The 21,584-nt window shown below is 38.3% G+C and carries 24 protein-coding genes; 10 read left to right on the top strand and 14 right to left on the bottom strand.

Annotation, left to right across the window (positions count from 1 at the left end; translation table 11 throughout):
• Nucleotide 1: 1 nt before the first annotated feature.
• The 6 genes from ASU31_RS16320 to ASU31_RS16295 all read right to left on the bottom strand — a co-directional run bounded on the left by ASU31_RS16320 (nt 2) and on the right by ASU31_RS16295 (nt 5,369).
• Nucleotides 2-742 carry a sulfite exporter TauE/SafE family protein gene (locus ASU31_RS16320; RefSeq protein ID WP_057933349.1) on the bottom strand — a complete coding sequence of 247 codons (741 nt, stop codon included), beginning with the start codon at nt 740-742 and terminating at the stop codon, nt 2-4.
• 3 nt (nt 743-745) lie between these two features.
• On the bottom strand, nt 746-1,924 hold the full coding sequence (locus ASU31_RS16315) for a molybdopterin molybdotransferase MoeA (RefSeq protein WP_057933348.1): 1,179 nt from the start codon (nt 1,922-1,924) through the stop codon (nt 746-748).
• 7 nt (nt 1,925-1,931) lie between these two features.
• Entirely contained in the window at nt 1,932-2,912 is a 981-nt protein-coding gene (gene moaA / locus ASU31_RS16310; protein WP_057933347.1) for a GTP 3',8-cyclase MoaA, read from the bottom strand.
• Complete coding sequence (locus ASU31_RS16305; protein WP_057933346.1) at nt 2,909-3,499, bottom strand: nucleotidyltransferase family protein; 591 nt, start codon at nt 3,497-3,499, stop codon at nt 2,909-2,911. The genes moaA and ASU31_RS16305 overlap by 4 nt, the downstream gene beginning before the upstream one ends.
• Nucleotides 3,500-3,502: 3 nt before the next feature.
• Nucleotides 3,503-4,618: an XdhC family protein gene (locus ASU31_RS16300; RefSeq protein WP_057933345.1), complete on the bottom strand. Its 1,116-nt coding sequence runs from the start codon at nt 4,616-4,618 to the stop codon at nt 3,503-3,505.
• 520 nt (nt 4,619-5,138) lie between these two features.
• Nucleotides 5,139-5,369: a hypothetical protein gene (locus ASU31_RS16295; protein WP_036669980.1), complete on the bottom strand. Its 231-nt coding sequence runs from the start codon at nt 5,367-5,369 to the stop codon at nt 5,139-5,141.
• Nucleotides 5,370-5,574: 205 nt separating this feature from the next.
• On the opposite strand from ASU31_RS16295, the gene ASU31_RS16290 reads away from it, so the two are divergent.
• The 5 genes from ASU31_RS16290 to ASU31_RS16270 all read left to right on the top strand — a co-directional run bounded on the left by ASU31_RS16290 (nt 5,575) and on the right by ASU31_RS16270 (nt 9,002).
• A complete protein-coding gene (locus ASU31_RS16290; RefSeq protein ID WP_057933344.1) occupies nt 5,575-6,165 on the top strand; it encodes a sigma-70 family RNA polymerase sigma factor in 591 nt (196 codons plus the stop codon).
• Between the two features lies 1 nt (nt 6,166).
• Entirely contained in the window at nt 6,167-6,433 is a 267-nt protein-coding gene (locus ASU31_RS16285; RefSeq protein WP_057933343.1) for a zf-HC2 domain-containing protein, read from the top strand.
• A gap of 59 nt (nt 6,434-6,492) precedes the next feature.
• Complete coding sequence (locus ASU31_RS16280; protein ID WP_057933342.1) at nt 6,493-7,074, top strand: peroxiredoxin family protein; 582 nt, start codon at nt 6,493-6,495, stop codon at nt 7,072-7,074.
• A gap of 313 nt (nt 7,075-7,387) precedes the next feature.
• Complete coding sequence (locus tag ASU31_RS16275; RefSeq protein WP_057933341.1) at nt 7,388-7,969, top strand: Crp/Fnr family transcriptional regulator; 582 nt, start codon at nt 7,388-7,390, stop codon at nt 7,967-7,969.
• A gap of 61 nt (nt 7,970-8,030) precedes the next feature.
• Entirely contained in the window at nt 8,031-9,002 is a 972-nt protein-coding gene (locus tag ASU31_RS16270; protein ID WP_057933340.1) for a quinone oxidoreductase family protein, read from the top strand.
• Nucleotides 9,003-9,233: 231 nt separating this feature from the next.
• On the opposite strand, the gene ASU31_RS16265 is transcribed toward ASU31_RS16270, so the two are convergent.
• Nucleotides 9,234-10,205, bottom strand: coding sequence for a Gfo/Idh/MocA family protein (locus ASU31_RS16265; protein ID WP_057933339.1), 972 nt, complete (start codon nt 10,203-10,205; stop codon nt 9,234-9,236).
• Between the two features lie 275 nt (nt 10,206-10,480).
• On the opposite strand from ASU31_RS16265, the gene ASU31_RS16260 reads away from it, so the two are divergent.
• Nucleotides 10,481-10,678 carry a hypothetical protein gene (locus tag ASU31_RS16260; protein ID WP_057933338.1) on the top strand — a complete coding sequence of 66 codons (198 nt, stop codon included), beginning with the start codon at nt 10,481-10,483 and terminating at the stop codon, nt 10,676-10,678.
• Nucleotides 10,679-10,858: 180 nt separating this feature from the next.
• Nucleotides 10,859-11,674 (top strand): endonuclease/exonuclease/phosphatase family protein, encoded by an 816-nt coding sequence (locus ASU31_RS16255; RefSeq protein ID WP_057933337.1) that lies wholly within the window; start codon nt 10,859-10,861, stop codon nt 11,672-11,674.
• Nucleotides 11,675-11,693: 19 nt separating this feature from the next.
• On the opposite strand, the gene ASU31_RS16250 is transcribed toward ASU31_RS16255, so the two are convergent.
• The 3 genes from ASU31_RS16250 to ASU31_RS16240 all read right to left on the bottom strand — a co-directional run bounded on the left by ASU31_RS16250 (nt 11,694) and on the right by ASU31_RS16240 (nt 15,004).
• Nucleotides 11,694-12,644 (bottom strand): alpha/beta hydrolase, encoded by a 951-nt coding sequence (locus tag ASU31_RS16250; protein ID WP_057933336.1) that lies wholly within the window; start codon nt 12,642-12,644, stop codon nt 11,694-11,696.
• 146 nt (nt 12,645-12,790) lie between these two features.
• Nucleotides 12,791-14,278, bottom strand: coding sequence for an ArnT family glycosyltransferase (locus ASU31_RS16245; protein ID WP_057933335.1), 1,488 nt, complete (start codon nt 14,276-14,278; stop codon nt 12,791-12,793).
• A gap of 42 nt (nt 14,279-14,320) precedes the next feature.
• The gene (locus ASU31_RS16240; RefSeq protein WP_057933334.1) at nt 14,321-15,004 is read right to left on the bottom strand and encodes a phosphatase PAP2 family protein; all 684 of its coding nucleotides are present in this window, start codon (nt 15,002-15,004) and stop codon (nt 14,321-14,323) included.
• 257 nt (nt 15,005-15,261) lie between these two features.
• On the opposite strand from ASU31_RS16240, the gene ASU31_RS16235 reads away from it, so the two are divergent.
• The gene (locus ASU31_RS16235) at nt 15,262-15,492 is read left to right on the top strand and encodes a hypothetical protein (RefSeq protein WP_029278309.1); all 231 of its coding nucleotides are present in this window, start codon (nt 15,262-15,264) and stop codon (nt 15,490-15,492) included.
• A gap of 169 nt (nt 15,493-15,661) precedes the next feature.
• Here the strand turns inward: ASU31_RS16235 and ASU31_RS16230 are convergent, their stop codons facing one another.
• Together ASU31_RS16230 and ASU31_RS16225 are read right to left on the bottom strand one after the other, a co-directional pair.
• Nucleotides 15,662-17,485: a M60 family metallopeptidase gene (locus tag ASU31_RS16230; RefSeq protein WP_057933333.1), complete on the bottom strand. Its 1,824-nt coding sequence runs from the start codon at nt 17,483-17,485 to the stop codon at nt 15,662-15,664.
• 491 nt (nt 17,486-17,976) lie between these two features.
• Nucleotides 17,977-19,047 (bottom strand): sensor histidine kinase, encoded by a 1,071-nt coding sequence (locus ASU31_RS16225; RefSeq protein WP_057933332.1) that lies wholly within the window; start codon nt 19,045-19,047, stop codon nt 17,977-17,979.
• 94 nt (nt 19,048-19,141) lie between these two features.
• On the opposite strand from ASU31_RS16225, the gene ASU31_RS27550 reads away from it, so the two are divergent.
• Complete coding sequence (locus ASU31_RS27550) at nt 19,142-19,297, top strand: hypothetical protein (RefSeq protein WP_157258053.1); 156 nt, start codon at nt 19,142-19,144, stop codon at nt 19,295-19,297.
• Here ASU31_RS27550 and ASU31_RS28130 read toward each other — a convergent pair.
• Complete coding sequence (locus ASU31_RS28130; RefSeq protein ID WP_425339034.1) at nt 19,286-19,594, bottom strand: LytR/AlgR family response regulator transcription factor; 309 nt, start codon at nt 19,592-19,594, stop codon at nt 19,286-19,288. The two genes, ASU31_RS27550 and ASU31_RS28130, sit on opposite strands and share 12 nt — an antisense overlap.
• Nucleotides 19,595-19,903: 309 nt before the next feature.
• On the opposite strand from ASU31_RS28130, the gene ASU31_RS27545 reads away from it, so the two are divergent.
• Nucleotides 19,904-20,134: a hypothetical protein gene (locus ASU31_RS27545; RefSeq protein ID WP_157258051.1), complete on the top strand. Its 231-nt coding sequence runs from the start codon at nt 19,904-19,906 to the stop codon at nt 20,132-20,134.
• On the opposite strand, the gene ASU31_RS16215 is transcribed toward ASU31_RS27545, so the two are convergent.
• Nucleotides 20,131-21,282, bottom strand: a complete 1,152-nt coding sequence (locus ASU31_RS16215) for a hypothetical protein (RefSeq protein ID WP_157258049.1) — start codon at nt 21,280-21,282, stop codon at nt 20,131-20,133. The genes ASU31_RS27545 and ASU31_RS16215 overlap by 4 nt on opposite strands.
• Nucleotides 21,283-21,584 lie beyond the last annotated feature (302 nt).

The following is a 21,584-nucleotide window of genomic DNA, read 5'->3' as shown; positions in this document are numbered from 1 at the left end:
ATTATGCATGTGTAAATAGTAATTTATAAGCGGCCAGCGCCAATACACAGGCCAGCACATTTTTTAAAACGGTTTGCGGGAATTTTAAGGCACCAAAATAAGCGCCGCAAATGCCACCTACGAAAGCTACGCCAACATAAGCGAGCATATGGCTGTTAAATTCGAAACCTTTAATGAGCTGGCCGCCTAAACCAGCAACCGAATTAACAAAGATGAAAGCTGCACTGATGGCGGCGGTCTGTTTTTGATCCGTCCACTTTAACAGCAACAGGATAGGAGAAAGGATAATCCCCCCGCCAATACCAATCATGCCCGAAAGTAAGCCGATAATACCACCAATGGCAAGCGATAGCGGAATATTTGATGGTTTGAAATCTTTTGGATCGGTATTTTTAAAGAAGAAAAAACGGATGACGGGAATGAGTAAAAGCATACCTAAAATCTTTTTGTAAATGGAACTTTCGATTACCATCATACCGCCCACAAAAGAGAGGGGGATAGAGGCAAGCGCAAAAGGCCAAAAGGTTTTCCACTTGAAATGGCCACCACGGTAAAACTGGATAAAGGAGGTGGAGGAGACAAACAGATTGAGCAATAACGCAGTAGGTTTCATGATGGCTGGCGAAATGGCAAAAATGGCCATCAGCGCGAGGTAACCGCTTGCTCCGCCATGCCCTACTGAAGCATATAAAAAGGCAACAATAAAAAGTAAACAATAAAAAAGGATGAAGCTTTCTTGCATGGTTTAGTCTGGTAAAATCATTACGGTTAAGATGTTGCTTTTTTTAAATTGTTCTTGGATTTCATCAAGACAAATTAGACAATTAGCCTGTGCAAAGGAGCTTAACCGGTACGATTCCTGTGCACTTAGCGGGGTAACCAGCCCATTTTCATATTTGCCCTTCAGAAAATGTGTAAGCCCAGCAGCTTTGCTATAGGGATGTGTAAGCGCTGCCTGGACCTCAATTACGCTATTGCTTTTATGAGATAAGGTTTTAACAGATGGCAGTACGTAATTATAGTAGCAGCTGAGTACAGATGATGGGTTACCCGGAAGTCCGAATATTAATTTTTGATCTTTTGTGCCAAAAAATAAAGGTTTGCCTGGCTTCTGTTTCACCTTATGAAAAATCTGTTTAATTCCGCAATGTGTTGCTGCTTCGATTACAAAATCATAATCGCCTACACTTACGCCTCCGGTTAGCAGCACAACATCGCTGCTTTCTATTGCAGTTTCCAATACTTTTTTTAAGATCTCGAGATCATCATCGGCTTCGTAAACAACAATTTGTTCAATGCCTTCATATTTTAAAGCTGCAGAAAGCGAATAGGAATTCGATTCGTACACCTGACCAAATTCGAGTGTTTTTCCTGGTTGTTGTAATTCTTTCCCTGTTACAATAATCGAAATCTTTGGCATGGGATAAACGCTAACTTTGTTAATACCAATTCCGGCCAGAAAGCCAATAGCGGCAGGACTGAGCAGATTTCCTTTTTCCATCGCTAATGCTCCAGCCTTAATTTCTGAACCTTTATCCCGTACATTTAAGCCAAGCTTTAAATTAGAATCTTGCAAGGTGATTTTCTCATCCTTGCGTGTGATTTTTTCCTGCATCACCACAGTATCGGCACCTTCTGGTAAAGGAGCACCTGTAAATATTCTACTGGTTTGCCCGTTTTGTATAGTGATGGTAGTTGCCGTTCCTGCGGCCATTTCGCCGATTAAGGTGAGCTCTTGTTCGTGATCTGCAAACTTAATGGCATAGCCATCCATGGATGATTGGCTAAATGCAGGAATATCGTATTTCGCATAAACTTCAGCTGCAAGAACGTGCCCTGATGCCTTTGCTAAATCGATTGAAATGGGATTTAATGCTGTTATGTGTTGAGAAATGAGGTCTTTGGCTTCTTTAACGCTAATCATGAAAATTTTATCCTCCAATGGTAATCATACTTCTGTTTTGAATGGTAGTTGCATCAATTTTTTCGAAATCGCTTGCCAACTGTCCGCCTAATGCTTTCTTTTTGCTCCAAATGGCGGATTGAATTAGTGGGAGCACATCTTCATTTTTTCGCAATACGGTAAGCAGATCGGTTTCACTATCCGAAAACAGGCAGTTTTTTAATTTGCCATCTGCAGTTAAGCGCATGCGGTTACAGGTATCGCAAAAAGGATTGGTCATGGTGCTGATAATGGCAAAGGAGCCTTCGTGACCAGGAATCATGAAACTTTTGGCCGTATCGTGCGGTTCTCCCTTAACAGGTAATACGGTGAAATCTTTTTCAACAACGGATAGGATTTCATCTAAAGAAAACATCTTATTGCTCGTCCACTTGTTGCCGCTAAAGGGCATGAACTCAATAAATCGGATTTGGATGGGATTGTGTTTGGTCCAACTAATGAAATCGCAGATCTCATTGTCGTTAAGCCCTTTCATCACCACCATATTTACTTTTACCTTGATTTTGTGCTGCAAAAGGAGTTCGATATTACTGCGTACCTGATGGAAAACATCCCTTCGGGTAATCATAAAGAACTTCTCAGGTTGTAATGTATCCAGACTAATATTAATGGTTTTAATATCTGCTTCTTTTAAAACAGGTAACATTTCTGCAATGCGGGTTCCGTTTGTGGTAATTACGAGCTCAACCGGAAGTTTACCTAATGCCGCAATAATTTTGGCTGCATCTTTTCTCACCAATGGTTCACCACCTGTAAGCCTGATTTTTTTTACGCCATTGGCCACAAAAATTTCTGCCAGCTTAATAATTTCGTCGGTTTGCATGAGCCGGGATGCAGGGGTGAAGTCGTATTCTTCCTCTGGCATGCAATAAAAGCAGCGAAAATTGCAGTTATCCGTAAGCGATATCCGCAGGTAATCGTGTATTCTTCCAAAAGAATCTGCTATCATTGCTGGCTAATTAAATTGTTATAATCTGTTTCCGTATCAATATCAATCTCTCCTTGTTCAAAAACAACTGTTTCTACATCCTGAGGATATTGTTTTAGTATCTTTTTTGCTCCTTCTGCTCCTTTGAGCGATAAAAGTGCTTCAAAATAATCTTTTTTGAAGAGGGCAGGAGTTCCTATCGTTTCGGCATAGGTACTGGCAATTATATTTTTACCTGTTTCTTTCTGCTTTTCGATCAAGTTATTAAAGTTACTCATTTTTATAAAAGCCTGGTCGGCTACAGCAATAATGATACTTTCAATTTCACTATTATTTTTGACCATAGTTGAAAGTCCGGCAACAATACTCGATGCCATTCCACTTTCCCAACTTTCATTAATAACGAAATTAGCCTGATCATGCTGATGCTGGCTGGCTATTTCTTTAGCAGTTGCACCTAAAACAACGATAACAGGTCTGCAACTTGTTTCTAAAGCTTCATTTATTACGGTTTGTAATAGCGTTTTTCCTTTGTAATCCAAAAGCTGTTTTGGTCTTCCCAAACGTGAAGAACTACCTGCTGCCAATATGATAATGCCTGTTTTCAATGCTTAATTGTTTTTTAGTTCGTAAACATGGATCGGTTTTTTCTTCTCTTTTAAAAACATGGCCGAAGCACCTGTAAAAACAGATTTAATCTCCGCGAGGATGGAAATGGCGATTTCTTCTGCTGTTTCTGCACCAATATCCAGTCCAATCGGACCATGCACACGTGTTTGGTTTGCTGGCGTTGCCAAATCCAGTTCATCTAACATCCTAACTAGCTTTTTCTTTGGGCCCAGAGTACCGATATATGGAGCGTTTGTGTTTAATAGATATTTAAGTAGTTCGAGGTCGTAATTATAATTATGGGTCATCAGAACAAAAGCCGTTTGTTCATCTATCTGAATCTGAGCTAATACATTTTCGGGTTTGCTCACCAAAACTTTGGTTGCATTTGTAAAACGTTGTGGTGTAGCATGTGTAGGCCTTCCATCTATAACCGTTACTTCCCAGCCTAAAAGATATGCCATTTCGGCTAATGGCTGTGCATCATTGCCTGCGCCTGCTATAATTAATGAAATTGGGGGTTGGATGAATTCGAGAAAGGCATCAATTTGTTGGTTGTCCAAATTATACGCTTTAATTGCTGTAGTCTTATGTTCTGAAACTTCAAGAATATCTTTAATTGTCTTATCGAAGATCGCCTGAGGGGTTTTAGATAGAATAGGTTCATTTCTAAAAAGCATGGCTGTACCCAACTGCAGTTTATCTGTTAGGGAAAAAAGTGTTGCTAAAACTGCATTTTCCCTTTTGCTTTGCAATGCTGTTAAAATGGCGATGGGATTTAACTGATCTTCTTCTATAATGGGTTCGAACAAAATATGCACAACACCATTGCAGCCCAGCTGAACACCAAATTTGGCATCATCTTCGTCTGTAGTATCGTAAGTAATGAGCTTGTTTTCTTGTTGTACAATTGCCGAAAGTGCTTTCCGCAACGCATCGCCTTCTAAACAACCGCCACTAATGGCACCTGTTAACTGGCCATCTTCAGTAATCAGCATTCTGGCACCGGGCCTGCGGTAAGAGGAACCTTCTACCTTAACTACCGTTGCAAGGGCTGCTTTTTTCTTTTCCTTCTTTGCTTTTTGATATGCCTTTATGATATCGGTAATTTCTTTCATTAGGGGTTGATGCAATAGATGATGCAATTTAATGATAATCTATTACAAATAGCCAAAGCAAAGGAAGATGTACCCTTTATTTGTGCAGTCGGATGTTACCATCTGACTGATAAAGTAAATTCCAATGTGGAATTGCAATAGGAACTCCAATGCTTATTACATCTGAGAACGAGATTATGTGTCAGATAGTAATATCTGACACCACTGGAAACAAATAAAAAGCTTGGATTTTTTTGATTCTATTTGTGCAGTCAGATGTTACCATCTGACTGATAAAGTAAATTCCAATGTTGAATTGCAATAGCAACTCCAATACTTATTACATCTGAGAACGAAATTCAATAGGTTGTATCATAATATAGATTTGTCATCCTGAGCCTGTCGAAGGACCCGCTTAAATACGCTTTAAGGTGTTTCGACAGGCTCAACATGACAGCAACTGAGGTGAAATCGCCTTTATGATATACCCTCCCACCACATATGATATCCATAATAATTGCCGGAAATTTCAATGTTAGGCTTAAAAAGGCTCGGAATGAAAAATTTCGAGGTTAATACAGCGCAAACCAATACTGTTAAAGAGTTCGGTGATTTCTTTTGTCCAATCTCTTGGCGAATCTACCCTGAGGATTTTATCAGAATCCCATAAATCGATATTCCATTTGATTTCTTTGAACTGGCTGTTCAGCAATGGGCTGATTACGTTTAACTCGTTATCCGTGGATACATTTGTTTTGAAAACGGCTATCATATAGAAAAGTTTTTAGGTTTGTTGGAACTGTAGACGTACAACTTTAGAAATTACTTTAAATAGGATTGATTTTTTTTCTTTTTATTTGAGCCAGTCGTTATAACGATATAAATCCTGCTAAAAAACATAAAATAATTTGTAAGGATGTTTCATTTCATGCGACAAAGCAATTATGGAGTATATTTATATTAGATAATACCAAAAAATGCAAAACGAAACGGATAAGGAATATACAATCAAGAACCTTCATTCAGACCCATTGAGCTGGGTAGAAAAATATGCCGATTACCTGTATGGCTTTGCCTTTTCGAGAATAAGAGATGAAGAAGCGGCCAAAGATTTGGTTCAGGATACCTTTTTGGCAGGTTTGCAAAGATTAGGCGGTTTTGAGGGTAACAGTACAGAGAAAACCTGGCTAACGGCAATCCTTAAAAATAAAATAGCCGATTTTTACCGAAAACGTTCTTCCCATAATTTAAAAGTAGGAAGTGCAGCAGATGAAGTACAAGGTTTTTTTGATGTGGAATCAGGGCATTGGACGGAAAAAGATTATCCACGGGCATTTGGTTTGGAAGTAGATAACCCTTTAATGATGAAAGAATTGGGGATTGTATTGAACGATTGTTTGGCCAAACTTCCCGGCTTATGGTTTTCTGTATTTTCGATGAAACACATAGATGATCTGGCTTCGGAGCTGATCTGCACCGAATTAAAACTCACTGCAGCTAATTTCTGGGTGATTATGCACCGCGCAAAACTTAACCTGAGGGCCTGCCTTCAAAAAAACTGGAACTGATATGACGAACGCGCTAAAAAATATAATCTATAACTGTAGACAAGCTACTTTTTTGATCGAAAAAAGAATTGCCGGAAAAATTACAGCTGCCGAAACACTACAATTACATGTACATCTGGCAGGTTGTTCGGTGTGCAAAATTTATCAGCAGCAGAGTATATTGATTAATAGGGTGTTTGTAGGTTTTGAAAACAGCGATTTTAAACTGGATGAAGCCTTTAAAAAAACATTAAACGAGAAGATTGAAAAAGAAATAAATAAAAATTGATTTTAACTGTAAGGTTATTGCTGTTGGTTCGACTAAAAGGAAAAACATAAAGACAAAAAATGAAAAGGATTATCTTATTTACAGCGTTAGCACTTGTATTATCGCTGCAAACAAAAGCACAAGAGGGTTTAAAAGAAGGTGATAAAGCGCCCATGTTTAGCGGAATGGATCAAAACGGTAAAACCGTGAGTTTGAAAAGTGCACTTAAAGCGCACCGTTCTGTGGTATTATTTTTTTATCGCGGTCAATGGTGCCCTTATTGTAATAAACACATTAAAGCGCTGCAAGATTCTTTAAGTTTATTAAGTGGGAAAGATGCATATGTGATCGGAGTTACACCCGAAACGAAAGAAAACATTGATAAAACAATCAAAAAAACAAGCGCTGGTTTTTCTATCCTTCAGGATAAAGACGATGAGATTATGAAAGCCTACAATGTTAACTTTATGATGGACGAAGCAACCTTTACCAAATACAAGGGCTATGGTATAAATTTAGAAGAAAACAATGGGAATACCCGACATACCTTACCCGTTCCTGCAACCTATATCATCGATCGTTCAGGGAAAGTTAAGTATGTTCATTTTGATCCCAACTATCAAAAAAGAGCCTCTGTAAAACTTTTGCTTTCGAAACTTTAGGTAGAGTATAGCATCATTTTTTTATAGTTTTGAGGTGACATTTTAAACAAAATTTAGATGATCAATAGGCTACATCCGTTTTTGTTTGGAAATGGAAGGGGCGTAATTCTTGACTGACTGCAGCCCTGCTTTTGGTACAAGTCCCGATGCTAATTTAGTGCCGATTTATCGGTAAAGAATCGGGCGCTTTCCCCGTCAATCAGGTTTATAGACAGCGTTCAAACGTTAATGGCTTACAATAGTTTCAGTAAGATTAGCTTTAGGATACTGTTTTCTCTCGAGAATAAATTAAATTTGTAAGAATACCCAACAGATGCTTTTCCATTTTAAAGATAAATTTCCTCAGTTGAATCCTTATTGGGATAAATATCTGGAATTTCAGGAGCGCATGGAGGTTCCGGCGAAAACCATTTTACTGGAAGAGGGTAAAATATCCCATCATTATTTTTATGTAGAAAAAGGTTGTGTACGTGCCGCTTTAAATAAACAAGGAGATGATAAAACTGTTCAGTTTTTCTTTGAAAAAGAAGGTTTAACTTCCTTAGAAAGTTTTCTGAAGAATACGCCCAGCCTATTTACCATTGAAACGATCGAGCCTTCGGTTATTTATCTGTTGCATAAAATAAAAGTAAAAGCTTTAATGACTGAACTGCGTGAGGAGCCTGGATTTGCGGATGTAATCTTAAATATTCTGGCTCAGAGGCAGATGCATTATATGAATGAATTTGTATCCTTCATCAGAGATACTCCCGAAGAACGTTATCAAAAGATCTTACAGGAAAGGCCTCATATTGTACAGCGCGTTCCTCAACATTATATTGCCTCTTATTTAGGTATAACCCGTGTACACTTAAGCCGTATAAAAAGTGCACTGCTAAAAAAAGGCAATCGGTAACATATGTTATCGTTCGGCACTGCAGCCGAATCTAACTTTGTATCAACAAAATACAAAAAAGATGAAAGCAGCAGTGATGTATCAAAAAGGGGAATTACCTCAATATGTAGAGTTTGAGCAACCAGTAGCCCAAAACGACCATGAAATATTGGTGTGTGTAAAGGCCGTTGCCATTAAACATTTCGATAAAGGCAAAGCAGCGGGTACGCATTATTCGAGCGATGCACCAAAAGCAACAGGCCGTGTGATTGGTGGCGATGGCGTATGCCTGCTCGAAGATGGCACGCGGGTTTATGGGATGGGTGTAAGTGGAATGCTGGCAGAAAAAGCAACTATAGAAAAGAGCAGGATGGTGAAACTGCCTGAAGGTTTAAGTGATGCAACGGCCGCCGCATTGGCCAATGCCGTTATTGGCTCGGCCATGGCCTTAAGGTTTAAAGCGGCTATCCAGCCTGGAGATGTGGTGTTGATTAATGGTGCAACTGGTTTTACAGGGATGGTAGCCGTGCAGATTGCGAAACATTATGGCGCAGCAAAAGTAATTGCAACAGGAAGAAATGTCCAATCGCTCCAAAATCTGTTAACGCTTGGTGCAGATGAAATCATCGAGATTACAACCGATAATTCAGCATTTTTATCGCAGGTGAAACAAAGCCATCAAGAAAAACCTATAGATGTAATTATCGATTACCTCTGGGGCCGTACCGCTGAACTGTTGTTATCCAGTTTAATGGGGCAAGGTTCGTTTACTAATAAAGTGAGGTTTGTTTCTGTGGGCAGTATGGCTGGCGATCTGATCCAGTTATCGGCTGCAAATTTAAGAAGTGTAGATCTGCGGCTCACAGGTTCGGGCCTGGGCAGCTGGAGCAAAGAACAGGTTGGGTTGTTATTTACTGAAATATTGCCTCAAATGTTTCAGCTAGCAGCAGATGGTAAATTGAAGGTAGAAACTATTGAGGTTAAGCTAGCAGATATTTCCAGTCTTTGGAACCTTAAGGTTGCTGATGGCAAACGTTTAGTGGTAACCATTTAAGTTTTATAGGGTCTTTAAATCAAGGTTTAAAGACCCTTTTAGAGGGAGCTAGGGAAGGATGGTAAAGTGAATGTCAATAAGGTCATCAAGTCATGCTGAACTTGTTTTATTAGTAGTGTTTATGGCTTTAAAGGCCTAATAGCTACTTCGTGGTCGGTATCTTTTATACATCGGTGCTGATTCCCATGTAAAAATTGAGACAGGATGATGGCCGCTTTACGTACATGTTAATTACTTCCGTGTAAAATCATCCATTAACTTCATCGTAATCAATGCTTCTTCACCGCTACATGGGTTTTCTCCTTTGTTTAAAAAGTAATCAACTACTTTTTCGATCATAGGTTGTTGCACATGCTGCAAAGACTCAAATATAAATTCTTCTGTTTGATCGGTAGTAACGGTGATTTTATTGCCAAACATGGGGAAACTGATATGGCCTTTTGAACCATAAACCACGCAACTATCGGCCTGATCTTGTGGCGAAACGGAGAAACACCAGGTACCGCTAAACACAACTCCATTTTCGAAAAGGATATTTCCTGCAACCAGATCATCCACCTTGGTGTTTTCCTGTTGTTTGGTGGCGATGCCCATAGCGTTTTTAACTGCACCGAAATAATAAGTCATCAGATCTAATTGGTGAGGAGCCAGGTCATGAAATAAACCACCACCAGAAATAGCTGGATTGATCCGCCAATTATCAGCTGTTTTGGTAATTAGTGCAGGGTTTGGCGACTGGAGCATTTTTAAGCGGACTAAACGAACATCACCAATGGTATTAGCAGCCAATAGTTCTTTAACTTTTAAGAACATTGGTTGGGCACGGCGATAATGCGCCACGCAGAGCTTCACCTTTAGCTGATTGGCGGCATCAGTCATGCGTTGAGCAGCTTCAGCATCTAAAGTCATGGGTTTTTCTACATATACCGGCTTACCAGCTTTTAAGGCTTCGATGGTGTAAGCTTCATGTTGGAGAGGTGGGGTAGCAATATAAATGGCATTAACTTCCGGATCGTTGATCAGTTGAGCAGCATCATTATACCATTTGGGTACCTGATGCCGTTTGGCATAATCTGCTGCTTTGGTACCATCGCGGCGCATTACGGCCACCAATTTAGAATTGGCTACCTTATTAAATGCTGGTCCGCTTTTTACTTCGGTCACATCTCCACAACCAATAATGCCCCATCTGATTTCTTCCATTGTATAATCTATTTGAAAGCTGAATTTAGAAAATATTGTCTGGAAACTATGCTCAATCGATAAAAGCTTTGTAAAAAAGAAAAGGGATTCACTTTGGGAGTGATCCCTAATCAACTAACCAAACAAACTATTCCGGAAACCACGCCGGAATCAATTTATAAACGAAAGAATTAGGAGATTGTTTTGCCAGGTTTGTTTATTTAGTGTATTTTTTTTAAAAAAGAAAAATAAAACCTTTATCAGGAATATAGCCTCGCTTTTTTTAGCTTTGTACCATGCAAAATCTTTCCAAGAAACTTCAGATTGATCTTATAGAACTTAAGGCAAAATATGCCTTTATTATGGATGAACTTGAAGTAACATTTGCAGATGCTTACCTGTCGAAATTGCAAGCTAAACAACGCCTGGCCGAGCAGATGATGATAGAAATGGAAAGGATACTTACCGGTGAGGCTGGAGAGCATGAAAACTAACCCATTAAGATAAAGAGATAGTTTTTGATATTAACCTTAAGGTAAAGAAGCACTATATTATATTATTAATCTGAAACCGTAATCCCGTAGCTGCCCAATTTATGGGGAAGTTAAACATGGGTATATTCGGACCGAAATTTAAATTTTATAATACTGCCTGGTTTTATTTATTTAACCAATATGAAATTATACTCCTTTTTAATACTAGGTATTTGTTTTTTAGGTGCTTGTTCACCAAAAATCAGCAAACAAGCTGAATCGAAAAGCAGTAATGTACTGCGCATCATGTCTTATAACCTTCACCATTGTAACCCGCCATCAAAAGAGAAAGAAGGCCTTATTGATATTGATGCCATTGCAAAAGCGATAGCACAACAAAAACCTGATCTTGTGGCTTTACAAGAGGTAGACGTGAATACCAAAAGATCGGGCACTATTAACCAGGCCGTTTTGCTGGCCACCAAGTTGAAGATGAATTTTTATTTTGGTAAAGCGATAGATCATGATGGAGGTGACTATGGCGTAGCTATTTTATCGCGCTTTCCTCTGTCTGCACAGCAGACTTTTATGTTACCTAAAAATAATGATGCCAAAGCAGAACAAAGAGTTTTGGCCATTGCAACTGCCGAAATTGCCAAAGGAGTTTTTATCCGCTTTGCTTCAACCCATCTTGATGCGCAACGCCCGGAAGATAACCGTATCCTTCAAGCTAAGGAGATTAATCGCTTAGCAGCAAAAGAAACCCTGCCGCTAATTGTTGCAGGTGATCTGAACGCCGATCCAAGTTCCGAAAGCATTAAAATATTCGATTCGAATTTTACCAGAACATGTAGCGATTGTGGTTTTACCATTCCTGTGATCAACCCACGGAAAACCATTGATCATATAGGTTTTAAAACCGGAAATCCTTTTAAAATTATTTCCCACGAAGTTATTCCTGAACGCTATGCCTCAGATCATTTGCCTGTCGTTGCCGTGCTCGAATTGAAAAAATAGCGAAACCATACGATTTACGCTACCTCTTTTTTAAAGCAGGAGGTATGCTGAAGGTGGGTTTTTTGTCAGCATCTTTAAAGTCTACTTCCATAAAGTAGCGCTTTTTTTTAACGATGTAATTTTCAATAAACCATAAAATATCAGGCAGGTTTTCCACCATTGGAGAACCTGCTATTTCGTGCCCCATATCTTGCACATACTGAAAGTAATACGGATATCCATTTTTTCTGAAGGTGCGTGCAAGATATTTCGAGCCAAAAAAGCCCCTGTTAAGTAATCTCACTTTGTTGTAGGGAACAAGTTTATCGGCTGTGCCATGAAAAAGCATCGTAGGTGCTGGTGGTATCATATATTTCGGCGCTCCCTTATAACTTAATATTGCCCCAGCAAAAGAAATTACACCTTTGTATTGAAAATGCTGTGGGAGTTTAGTCGATAACGCTGTCGCATTCCGCTTGTTATAGTCGGCATGTAGAGCAGTAATAGCGCCCGCACTAGATCCCGATAGGATGATCATAGCCGTATCGATACCGAGTTCTTTTGCATTTTTAAGCAGATAAGCTGTTGCGTCGAAAACATCAGTCGTAGCCGTATCAATAGCTGCTTTTAAATTTGAAGTATTAAATGGACTAGGGAATTTCTTTCCTTTAAGGCCTAATCGATAGTCAACAGACACTACTTTATAACCATGTCCTATCAAAGTATTAAAGTATTGATCAAATAACTTACTGTCTCTGTGGCCCATTACAAAGCCGCCACCAAATACAAAAAGCACTGTTGGCTTAGTTTCTGTTATTTTACCACTGTAATAAATATCTAACTTTAACGTGCCTGAATCTGTTTGCGAGAATATTTTAGTGTCTACACGAAATTTTTTATCCTTGAGTACAATTTGCCCTATTGAAGATAAAGAGCTGAATAAAAGTGCTAGGAACAGCAGGCTTAGCAGATATACTTTGTTATTGGGCATCATCTATTTTTTAGGAAGAGGTTCGCTACTAGCCAAATTGGATCGGCTTTGATTTCTAAGCTAATTTATTGCATTTTCAGCTCAAGTGCAATTAAATACACCATATTCTACACCATAATTTAATTTAGGCTATAATCGCGATTGAACTATTTTTTATAGCCATTTAGCTTAAATAACAGGATGTTTTTGCATATAGCTCCGTTTCTGAAAATAGGTACAATAATTGGTGCTTTGCAAACTTTAAATTGAGATTTGATTAATTTTATTCTGTTTTCATCGTAAAGATTAGAAGGGATAATATAATATGCATCATCTCCAGCAGTTAATTTTTGTTTAGTTTGGTTCGACCAATAATACTGGTGAAGATCGAATATTTCACCTATACCATAGGTATGCAAACCCGTTTTGTTGCAGACATAAAAATCCAAATGTGCTGCAGGAAACCAATTTGTAATCAAAATGGTATGGACTGTTTTATTGTTTTTTGATGATTTATCTATGCGATAAATAGAATCAATTATTCTTGCTGTTTCTTTCCAGCCGTATAAATCTAATGTGGGGTCTCCGGTACCCAAATGCATGGTGTCTTTTTGTGGCGAAAATGTGCCCTTGTAAAAATTAATTGCGATGAGACCTGCACTTACCACGAATAAGAAAAACAGCATACTAGCCCTAATAATGGCTTTTACTTTTGATAAGGTAAAAGATTCCAGTTTCAATGCAGAAAGAAATATTAAACAGCTATAGGCCGGACCAGACCAATGCGGCAATGTATCTCTAAAAATCGAAAGAAAAATCAGCGTTGCAATAAGTGGGAGTGCACAATATAATAGCAGTTGTATTTCGCTTTTAAGAAGAAGATGTTTGGTTTTGATCAAATTAAAAACTGCAATCCACGCCAGAAAAAAAACAATGGGATTGTTGTAAAATATTTGTCCGCTAATTTCTCTGGCGAAAGCCAATTGATTTATGCCAGCGTGGAACAGACTAACCCGATTACTATGATAAGTATAGGTGATGAAATGATGCCGGATGTTCCAGATGATAAAAGGAGATACGACAATCAAACTAATTAACGCAGAAATATATATGCCTTTTTGCACCATCAATTTTCTATTGCTAAACAGAGCGAACAGTAGAACGGCCACCCATAAATAGATACCATGAATCTTACACATCATGCAAAGACCTGTTGCCACACCGAACCAACACCAGAGACTTAATGTTGGTAAACCCAGATAAATAGATTTGGTGATTTTAAGTAACAAAAAGATGCTCCACAGCCAGAAAACCATTTGAGGGCTATCTGGCAAAATAAATGTTCCGGCAATAATGCTGCAATAAAAAGACGAAGAATAGAGTAAAACGGCAAACCAACCTACTCGGGTATTAAGGAGTAATTTGCCTGTTTTATATACGATTATTGTACTGATTGTTGATGATATTATGGCGCCGAGCCGAACAGCCAATTCATTGTGAATGTATAAATTTACTGTGGTTGTTCTGATTAACCAGGCCACAAATGGGGGATGATCAAAATAATTCCATTCCAAATTTAAAGCATAAGTCCAGTAATATACCTCATCGTTTCCAAGGGATATTGTTGAAGCAATGATCAGTTTGATCACAGTCATTACCATTATAAAAAGCCAAAGTTTAACTGGAATTTCTTTCACTTAAATGGGGCTGGCCTGACTGGCGATTTTAAGCTGTTTATACCTTTTGCTTACCTTGGCAGATCTGAAAAGTTTAAGATCGTATACTTGATGGTAACTAACTAAAGCACAGATTATACCGGTTATTGCTCCAAAAATTACATCAATAAGGAAATGTTGGGCCAGGTATATGCGCGAATAACCGACTAAAAAAGCAAAAAATAAACAGTAAAATGAGATTTTATTTTTCTTGAAAACCAAAACCAATACTGTGGCCAAGGCAAACGCAGAAGCGGTATGGCCTGAAGGAAAAGAATTTTGATCATGCATGTTTACCCCTTCAACAAAATGAGTATAGTGAAATAAAGTCTGCTCGAAAAAATATTTAGGCCTTGGCATGTGGAATATCCTTTTTGCGATTTGAATAAGCAGCCCTGAATAAATATAAGCAAGAGCAACAGTCATTGCTTTTTTCTTTTTCCGGAGTGCAAGCAGTATTACTGCAGCCAGAATACTGATTAAACCATCTCCAAAATTAGTGATATACTTAAAAAAAATATCCAGCCACGTTGGATGAAAACGGTTAAAAATGAGGAATCCATCAGTTTTAGAAAAGCTAAAATTAAAGAGAAGCAACAACAGAAGTACTGATATTGTTGTAAAGAAATAGTAATTGAGTTTGGTCAATCTTTTTATCGTACGCATGTTCTGTTCTTTAATACAAAACTATTAGCTGAATATCATCTGAAAGTTAAGTGAGTGTCATGTTTATGTCATGCTGCCTGATTTAAAGAATTTGTTGCCGATCTGTATGTTGATTGGAATAACCTCAATCTTGGTACTGGGGAGGTGATAATATTAAAGAAAGTCCTTTGTTAACATTTCTTAATAAGTTAATATGAAAGCGCTGATAAGTTAAAACGCTTTGTCTTGCTTTGTGGCAAAAGAATTAATAATTGATTATGCAAAACAATCAGGTAACAGTTAGCCCAGATCTACAGCAGTTTATTGATAAGTTTGAGCCCAGCAAATTTAAACTAATGTCTGGCGGGATCGAAATCAGGGGAATAAACGATATGCAAAGAAATATTGCTCAAGCCAGAGCAATCATCGAAAGATTAAAACTTCGTCTAATTGTTTCGCATAATGCCGAAATGCTTAGCTATCGCGGTTTTGAAGTAAATAACCTATAAGCCAAAAACCGATTTATAATTAGCCCAGGCATCAGGCTAATCATTAATTGCTGTTTCCGTTATACTTATAACATTTTTTTTTTCGACTGCGAATATAAATCAAAAAGACAATGTGTACAGTGATAAATAAAAAGAGGGCCACATATTGGCCCTCTTCTTTATCAAATCGTTAATTGTATAATCCCAGTTCTGCCAGCGATGCAAACTGCAAACCATCTTGTGCAGAGTTCATAATTACCTTAAGGTATCTTAAGGTTTTGGTGCTGCCAAATGCAAAATATTGTACTCCGGCAGCATTTTGAGCTACATAATTGTTTACCGATGTGAAATTTATATTATCGGTACTTGTTAAAACCTGAAAGTTTTTAATCGCACGGCTCAATCCGCTTCTTTGCACTAAACTTAAGCCGTTTGCCGATTTTGAAGATCCTAAATCAATCACAATCTGATGCGCATAACTTGTTGCAGAAGTGGTCCAACGTGAGTGCCAGAATGTACTGTGGCTACCATCGATTAAAGTAGCAGCCCTGCCATTGATAGCTCCCTCGCCGCTGGTTTCTTCAGAACTGAAAGAGTTTATGCTCCAGCCAGTTTTACTTAATTCGGTTAAAGGTGCAACATTGTCTTGCAGGGTAGAGGGATCAGTGCTTGGAGCTGGTAAACCCAATGCTGCCATGTCTGCATATATTTGCGTTGTAGCTGCTGAAGTAGATAGATTCAATCCCCATTTTTGGAAGAAAGTACTTAAGTTTTTGCCCGATATACTACAAGCCTTCAGCATGAAATAACGCATCTTGGCATCATCATTAGCTAAGGTTGGATTTTCAATACGCATGTCCTTGGCCAGGGTTCTATAAAAATTATCACCATAGGCTAAGGTTAATTGTTGAAACATGCAGAGTCTGATAAACAGATCGGTTAAAGGGTTGGTATAACTTGTTGATCCGTTATAATCTTTGGTGCCAGCAGGTTTTCCTAAGTAGGTAAAAGCTTTTGGCCACACGCCATCGTTTACCAGCCTGTTGATAGAAGGGGTAAGGGTACGCTGCACATATAAACTATATAGATTTACAGAAACCTCGCCCAAGGCTCCCCAACGCCACATCATTTGGTGCTGGTGGCCTAATTCGTGCCATAATCCCCAACCATTGGTACCCACTGCGCTTAAGGTTAAAATGGCATTAACATCTGAGGTGATATAGGCTGTACGATAATCATAAGCGAAAAAATAATAGGCCGGATCTTCATGCTGCGTTAAAAGATAGGTGTGTACATTTTTCGCATGTGCAGGCAAAGAGTTGTCTAAGCCGTTCAAATCATCCTCTAGTGCAATAACCTGCGTAATTTTGTTCAATATAGCACTCTGGTCTTCTGCTTGGTATTGTATCGCTTTAGTTCTTGATACTACGATAAAACAATTTGAGCCCTCTAAAACCACATCAGGAGCAGTGTAGGTTTGTAATTGATTAATCCAGTCTGAATTGGTGGTTACACCAAGTTTGTAATATGGAGCGTATTGGTAACCGCTATTAAAAGTTACTTTAGCAGTAGATCCTGTTGTAGAATTGGTGTACCTGATCCATAATAAGCCGCCAACAGCATTGGTAATGGTATTGGTACCCGCCGTTAACTGTATAGATGCGGGCTGGGTGTTCCAGGTACCATATCGAGAATAGGTACCGATTAACAATTTTGGCAGGCGGGTTCCATTGGTTTGTTCTACAGTGATATCTAAGGTAGCACCTGGAGCCATATATAAACCGGTTGCAGTAAAATCGGTTAAGTAGTATCCATTTTTTAAGCGGTCCCTTTCAATTGATGCACTAATTTTTTCGGTGACATTAAAAATATTGGTTTGAGTGAGGGATTGCACGCTGGCGCTGCCCATAGTTTTTTTGCTGTTTACAACCTCATCTTGTAGTACAGCCGTTTTTTTACAGGCCGAAAGGCTTACAATCGCCGAAACGGTTAAGAGTAATAATTTTTTTTTCATTTTTTAGGTTTTAGTAAATATTTGGTTATAGGTAGCCATGTTCCAAAAAGATAGAGGCATGACAATAATTAGTTGCTGTAATGTTTAAGTCTGCTTAAAACGTCAATACAATATATTCATATTTACACTTGTGCAAAAGCAAAAAGACTGCGCAAACGTTTGATCTGCCCATGTTTACAACAGTAGCCACTGAACGTTCTTCCACTTTGAGCTATTCTTTTAATATTTATTACGAAACGGTAATTGGGATATTAGAAATAGCCTGCCGCCATGGCAAGCTTCGAATTGTTCGAAGATATTAGTATTTGAGATAACCTAATCAACAAATTGGGCAAGAGCCTATAGATCTGGTTTATCCAATTTACCAATTGATTTTGAAGGCAAGCCTTAAGACAAAGAGATATATGCTATGCGTAACCCAAGCTTACTAAAGAAGCTAATTAAAATCCAGATTTAATTCGGATTCAGGTGTTAAAATGCAGTATAGAAATTTAACGAACTTCTTGTAAGTTGATTGTGATTAACACTTCAAAATAACGGCCTTTCATGCCTGCAGAAAGTGCTGCCTTGTCTGCATAGGTATGAAGCAATCTTTGCCGGATGTTTTCAAGGCCTGTATGGAAGCCTGTATCGTTCAGGCCTGTGTTAATCAGGTTACTTGTTTGAATACTAAATTGAGCTGCCTGCAACTTTACCATAATTTTTCCAGGATCTTCCGGTTGGCTGAGGTTACCATGTTTAACCATGTTTTCGGTTAGGCTAAGTAAGAGTAATGGAATTACCTCTGTTGACTCGGTTTTCTGGTCATAACTAAAATCTATAAATAAGTCTGGCTGCTTTGTTCTGCAAAGCTGGAGTAGGTTTTCGACTTGGCGGATCTCTGCTTCAAGCGGCATAATTTCTGGGCCGTGTTCGCATTCCAATGCGTAGCGCATCAGTTTTGAAAGATATCGCACCGCTTCTGCAGCCCTGGGTTCACTTTTATGTGTACTGTTATATATGTAGGTTAATGTGTTGAACAAGAAATGGGGATTGATTTGTGCTTTGAGGTAGGCATTTTTAGCATTAGCCAGTTCAAGCGTTGTTTGTTTTTGCTTCAACATTTCTTCAATAGCTTCTTTTTCCAGTTCTACTGTTCGATGTTTTTGATGGATATAACTTTTGATAAAATAATAAGCAGTTGAGAAGAGCAGGAAGTAAATGCCCCTCCATACTGTTAAAAACATATATTTCCAGTCTGTAACCGTCATTTTGCCAATAGAAAGCGCTATTACTTTTGAAAGCGAACGGTCTGCAAGGTAGGCGGTAAAAGTATACAGGCACACTTCAAGTATTGTAAATACAATTATGCTTAAGTAAACAGGTTTTTGTGGTTTCAACCCCCGTCCTAATACCAGTTCTGCATGGATGTAAAAGAATGTTATATTAATAATATAATGAATGCAGTAGTTTATTATGGGGCCGTTTATTTTAAGGATCAACGAGACCAGTATATATTCATAAATAATGAAAATAGCCCATGCAATAATATGCCAGCGATAATTTTTTAGCCAGTTTTTCATTTTGTTCTTTGGTTAAAATTCGGTTTCACATCAGTCAATAATTGCTTTGCGTAACAAGATCTTTTTTGGGTTTTGCCAGGACTAATTTCCCTCTATGAAAAGAATCACAGACTTAAAATTAACCCGGAAAACCGCATTTGTTTTCCGCTCCCAAAAAGCGGCTAGTGTACGCTTTCAAAAAACTGATCCAACAACCAGTACAGTTACAGTAATTACAACACTTACCGGCTTGCAGGAGTCAACCCCTTAGACGTTTCGAGACAAGGGTTTGGTTTTCAATATAATCCATAAATGCCTCTTTGTACTGTGGCGTCATGAGCACTTCATACTTTCCAAGATCTATTTTGTGTCCATTAATTTCCTTTACAAATGTAGTGTTGATCATGTATGATTTGTGAACTCGGTAGAAGTGCTCATTTTCCTGGAGTTTTTCCTCCATTTCCTTAATGGTCATGTATACCGAGTAATCATTTGTTGGTGTGTAAATGTGCACATGGTTGTTTGAGCCCTGGAGATAGATAATGTCTTTTTTAAGTACTTTGGTCAGTCTGCCGCGTTCGCCATTTGTGCGTAAGAAAAATGCACCTTCATTTTCACTTACAAGGCGCTGTGCATCGTAATATTCTGAAAGTACCTCATTAACAACCTCTATTATATTTGAGCCATGAAATAAAAATTAATTACATATTTGATATTGTAGCGAACGCTATTTTACTGTTTTAGAAAACCGCAAAACTTCAAAAGACACAGGAAAAAATAGATGGTTGCCTACGCTATGCGTGGGTGCCTGTTTATCTTGTGTCTGGGCATTTTGCGGTGCCTCTAAAGCGGATATCGGGTTAACCCACGCTTTTTTATGGATAGTTTTTCCCAATCAAATCACTTTCTCCTCAATCTGCCAATTGCAGAACTTCCACTATCCGATAATTTTAAGCTTAGAAGTAAGCTAATGGGTTTTTTTACGCTTCAGGATATTATAGGAACCAACCAAAAGGATTTACATGAACTGGATGATTACTCTGAGCACTGGTATTTTGAATTTGTTGATTTTTTACACCGGAAGGATTTGTTATATCTTCTTGGCTAGTATTTTTCCTGGGCAATGGCCAACATGGTGACAATCTTATCAATCACTTTTTCAACATCCTTTCCGGCATTTCCATAGTAAGCATTTTTAAAGCTCTTTTCTGATACGTTATCTTTTTCTACAGTACTATAATGTTTCGTAACATATTGATGTAGTGTCTTGGGGCTTTGGGTTATGATGATGCCTGCCTCGACTTGTAGATGTATAAACATTGCGAGCTGCCTTACGGTAAAATTTACTTTAAAATAACTGTCCAAAATACCACCAGAACTTAAGTCTTCGGCTATAGTATCAATTGATTTGAGGTAGCTGATCTCACTTTCTAGGTACCTCATTAGTGATTCGTCAATATCGGGCAAATTTCTATTGTACGGTATGATTATGGTTTTAAAGACCTGCCCAATTAACTTTTTAAAGAAATGGAGTAATCTATATTGCTCGTTAATGTTTTCGCACCGTTGAAGTTCATGATTAAAATGACTGCAGCAAGAATGATAAAAAGATGGGTGATTGAAATTTAAGGAGGTAAGCAGCAGGATAATTCCTGGCATTTGTAAAGGGAACGCAAATTTCTTTAACTCCATTTTAAGTGATTCGAAAAAATCACGTAGATATCCGGCCTGTTCGAAAGTGAAACGGCTTATATCACTATTTAGGTGTTCAAAGATTTGCGTAAGGACCGCGATGGTTTCATTATCGGTATGCAGTTCTTCAAGGTTTTTTAGGATCTGGCTGGAATTTTTCGCAATTTTTAATAATACCTGTTTCTGGGTAATTATGGAGACAGGGCTATGATGGTCGAAATAATATGGTAAATGCTGCTGAAGATCCAAAACCATCTGGTTGAGCAGATTTGCTATGCCACTAATTTCTTCAGTTTTGTTTTTTTGATCTGCATTAGGGTTATCCCGGTCCACCATAACTTCTAACTCATCCATTAATTGAATCAATCCTCTTTGATGTTGTGTTAGATAAACCTTTGATCTATCTGGCTCTATTTGTGTAATATTATGCTGAATGGAGCTGAATATCCGTTTGCTTTCCTTTACGATTTCATCTTGTAGTTCCTTATGTGGCCATTTATATGCTGTTCCTGTGGTAAGGGTATCTAAAATTATTTCCCTGAAACTTATAAGTTCATACATCATTGCTTAGTAGCCAGTTGCTTAATTCTAGGCTTTTATTTTCATATTTCCGTATTAGCGTGGTGAAACGAATAATTAACTTGGTGATACTTGATTTTAACGCTTTTATCGGTTAATTGTGATTCAGTTTTAAGATTGAGCAGTACATAAAAAGGCTGTGAGTTAGACTGAAACTTCATGGCCTGCAGATCGCTCTGTTTTTATCAATCGTGCTGACTTTTTTTGTGAAAAACCGACTTTTTGTGTTTCTTACGCCTGTAGCCAGTATTATTGATTTCTATTCTGCCGGCTCCTTTGGTTGTCTT

This window comes from Pedobacter ginsenosidimutans (assembly GCF_001442625.1).
In the GTDB taxonomy this organism is placed as follows: domain Bacteria; phylum Bacteroidota; class Bacteroidia; order Sphingobacteriales; family Sphingobacteriaceae; genus Pedobacter; species Pedobacter ginsenosidimutans.
The sequence above is the reverse complement of the archived record's forward strand: the minus strand, read 5'-3'. Positions and strand labels throughout refer to the sequence as shown.

What these genes read in the sequence shown, in the direction of transcription:
- ASU31_RS16320 (WP_057933349.1), bottom strand. Translation starts at nt 742, where the DNA reads ATGCAAGAAAGCTTCATCCTTTTTTATTGTTTACTTTTTATTGTTGCC.
- ASU31_RS16315 (WP_057933348.1), bottom strand. Translation starts at nt 1,924, where the DNA reads ATGATTAGCGTTAAAGAAGCCAAAGACCTCATTTCTCAACACATAACA.
- moaA (WP_057933347.1), bottom strand. Translation starts at nt 2,912, where the DNA reads ATGATAGCAGATTCTTTTGGAAGAATACACGATTACCTGCGGATATCG.
- ASU31_RS16300 (WP_057933345.1), bottom strand. Translation starts at nt 4,618, where the DNA reads ATGAAAGAAATTACCGATATCATAAAGGCATATCAAAAAGCAAAGAAG.
- ASU31_RS16295 (WP_036669980.1), bottom strand. Translation starts at nt 5,369, where the DNA reads ATGATAGCCGTTTTCAAAACAAATGTATCCACGGATAACGAGTTAAAC.
- ASU31_RS16290 (WP_057933344.1), top strand. Translation starts at nt 5,575, where the DNA reads ATGCAAAACGAAACGGATAAGGAATATACAATCAAGAACCTTCATTCA.
- ASU31_RS16285 (WP_057933343.1), top strand. Translation starts at nt 6,167, where the DNA reads ATGACGAACGCGCTAAAAAATATAATCTATAACTGTAGACAAGCTACT.
- ASU31_RS16280 (WP_057933342.1), top strand. Translation starts at nt 6,493, where the DNA reads ATGAAAAGGATTATCTTATTTACAGCGTTAGCACTTGTATTATCGCTG.
- ASU31_RS16275 (WP_057933341.1), top strand. Translation starts at nt 7,388, where the DNA reads ATGCTTTTCCATTTTAAAGATAAATTTCCTCAGTTGAATCCTTATTGG.
- ASU31_RS16270 (WP_057933340.1), top strand. Translation starts at nt 8,031, where the DNA reads ATGAAAGCAGCAGTGATGTATCAAAAAGGGGAATTACCTCAATATGTA.
- ASU31_RS16265 (WP_057933339.1), bottom strand. Translation starts at nt 10,205, where the DNA reads ATGGAAGAAATCAGATGGGGCATTATTGGTTGTGGAGATGTGACCGAA.
- ASU31_RS16260 (WP_057933338.1), top strand. Translation starts at nt 10,481, where the DNA reads ATGCAAAATCTTTCCAAGAAACTTCAGATTGATCTTATAGAACTTAAG.
- ASU31_RS16255 (WP_057933337.1), top strand. Translation starts at nt 10,859, where the DNA reads ATGAAATTATACTCCTTTTTAATACTAGGTATTTGTTTTTTAGGTGCT.
- ASU31_RS16250 (WP_057933336.1), bottom strand. Translation starts at nt 12,644, where the DNA reads ATGCCCAATAACAAAGTATATCTGCTAAGCCTGCTGTTCCTAGCACTT.
- ASU31_RS16245 (WP_057933335.1), bottom strand. Translation starts at nt 14,278, where the DNA reads ATGACTGTGATCAAACTGATCATTGCTTCAACAATATCCCTTGGAAAC.
- ASU31_RS16240 (WP_057933334.1), bottom strand. Translation starts at nt 15,004, where the DNA reads ATGCGTACGATAAAAAGATTGACCAAACTCAATTACTATTTCTTTACA.
- ASU31_RS16235 (WP_029278309.1), top strand. Translation starts at nt 15,262, where the DNA reads ATGCAAAACAATCAGGTAACAGTTAGCCCAGATCTACAGCAGTTTATT.
- ASU31_RS16230 (WP_057933333.1), bottom strand. Translation starts at nt 17,485, where the DNA reads ATGAAAAAAAAATTATTACTCTTAACCGTTTCGGCGATTGTAAGCCTT.
- ASU31_RS16225 (WP_057933332.1), bottom strand. Translation starts at nt 19,047, where the DNA reads ATGAAAAACTGGCTAAAAAATTATCGCTGGCATATTATTGCATGGGCT.
- ASU31_RS27550 (WP_157258053.1), top strand. Translation starts at nt 19,142, where the DNA reads ATGAAAAGAATCACAGACTTAAAATTAACCCGGAAAACCGCATTTGTT.
- ASU31_RS27545 (WP_157258051.1), top strand. Translation starts at nt 19,904, where the DNA reads ATGGATAGTTTTTCCCAATCAAATCACTTTCTCCTCAATCTGCCAATT.
- ASU31_RS16215 (WP_157258049.1), bottom strand. Translation starts at nt 21,282, where the DNA reads ATGATGTATGAACTTATAAGTTTCAGGGAAATAATTTTAGATACCCTT.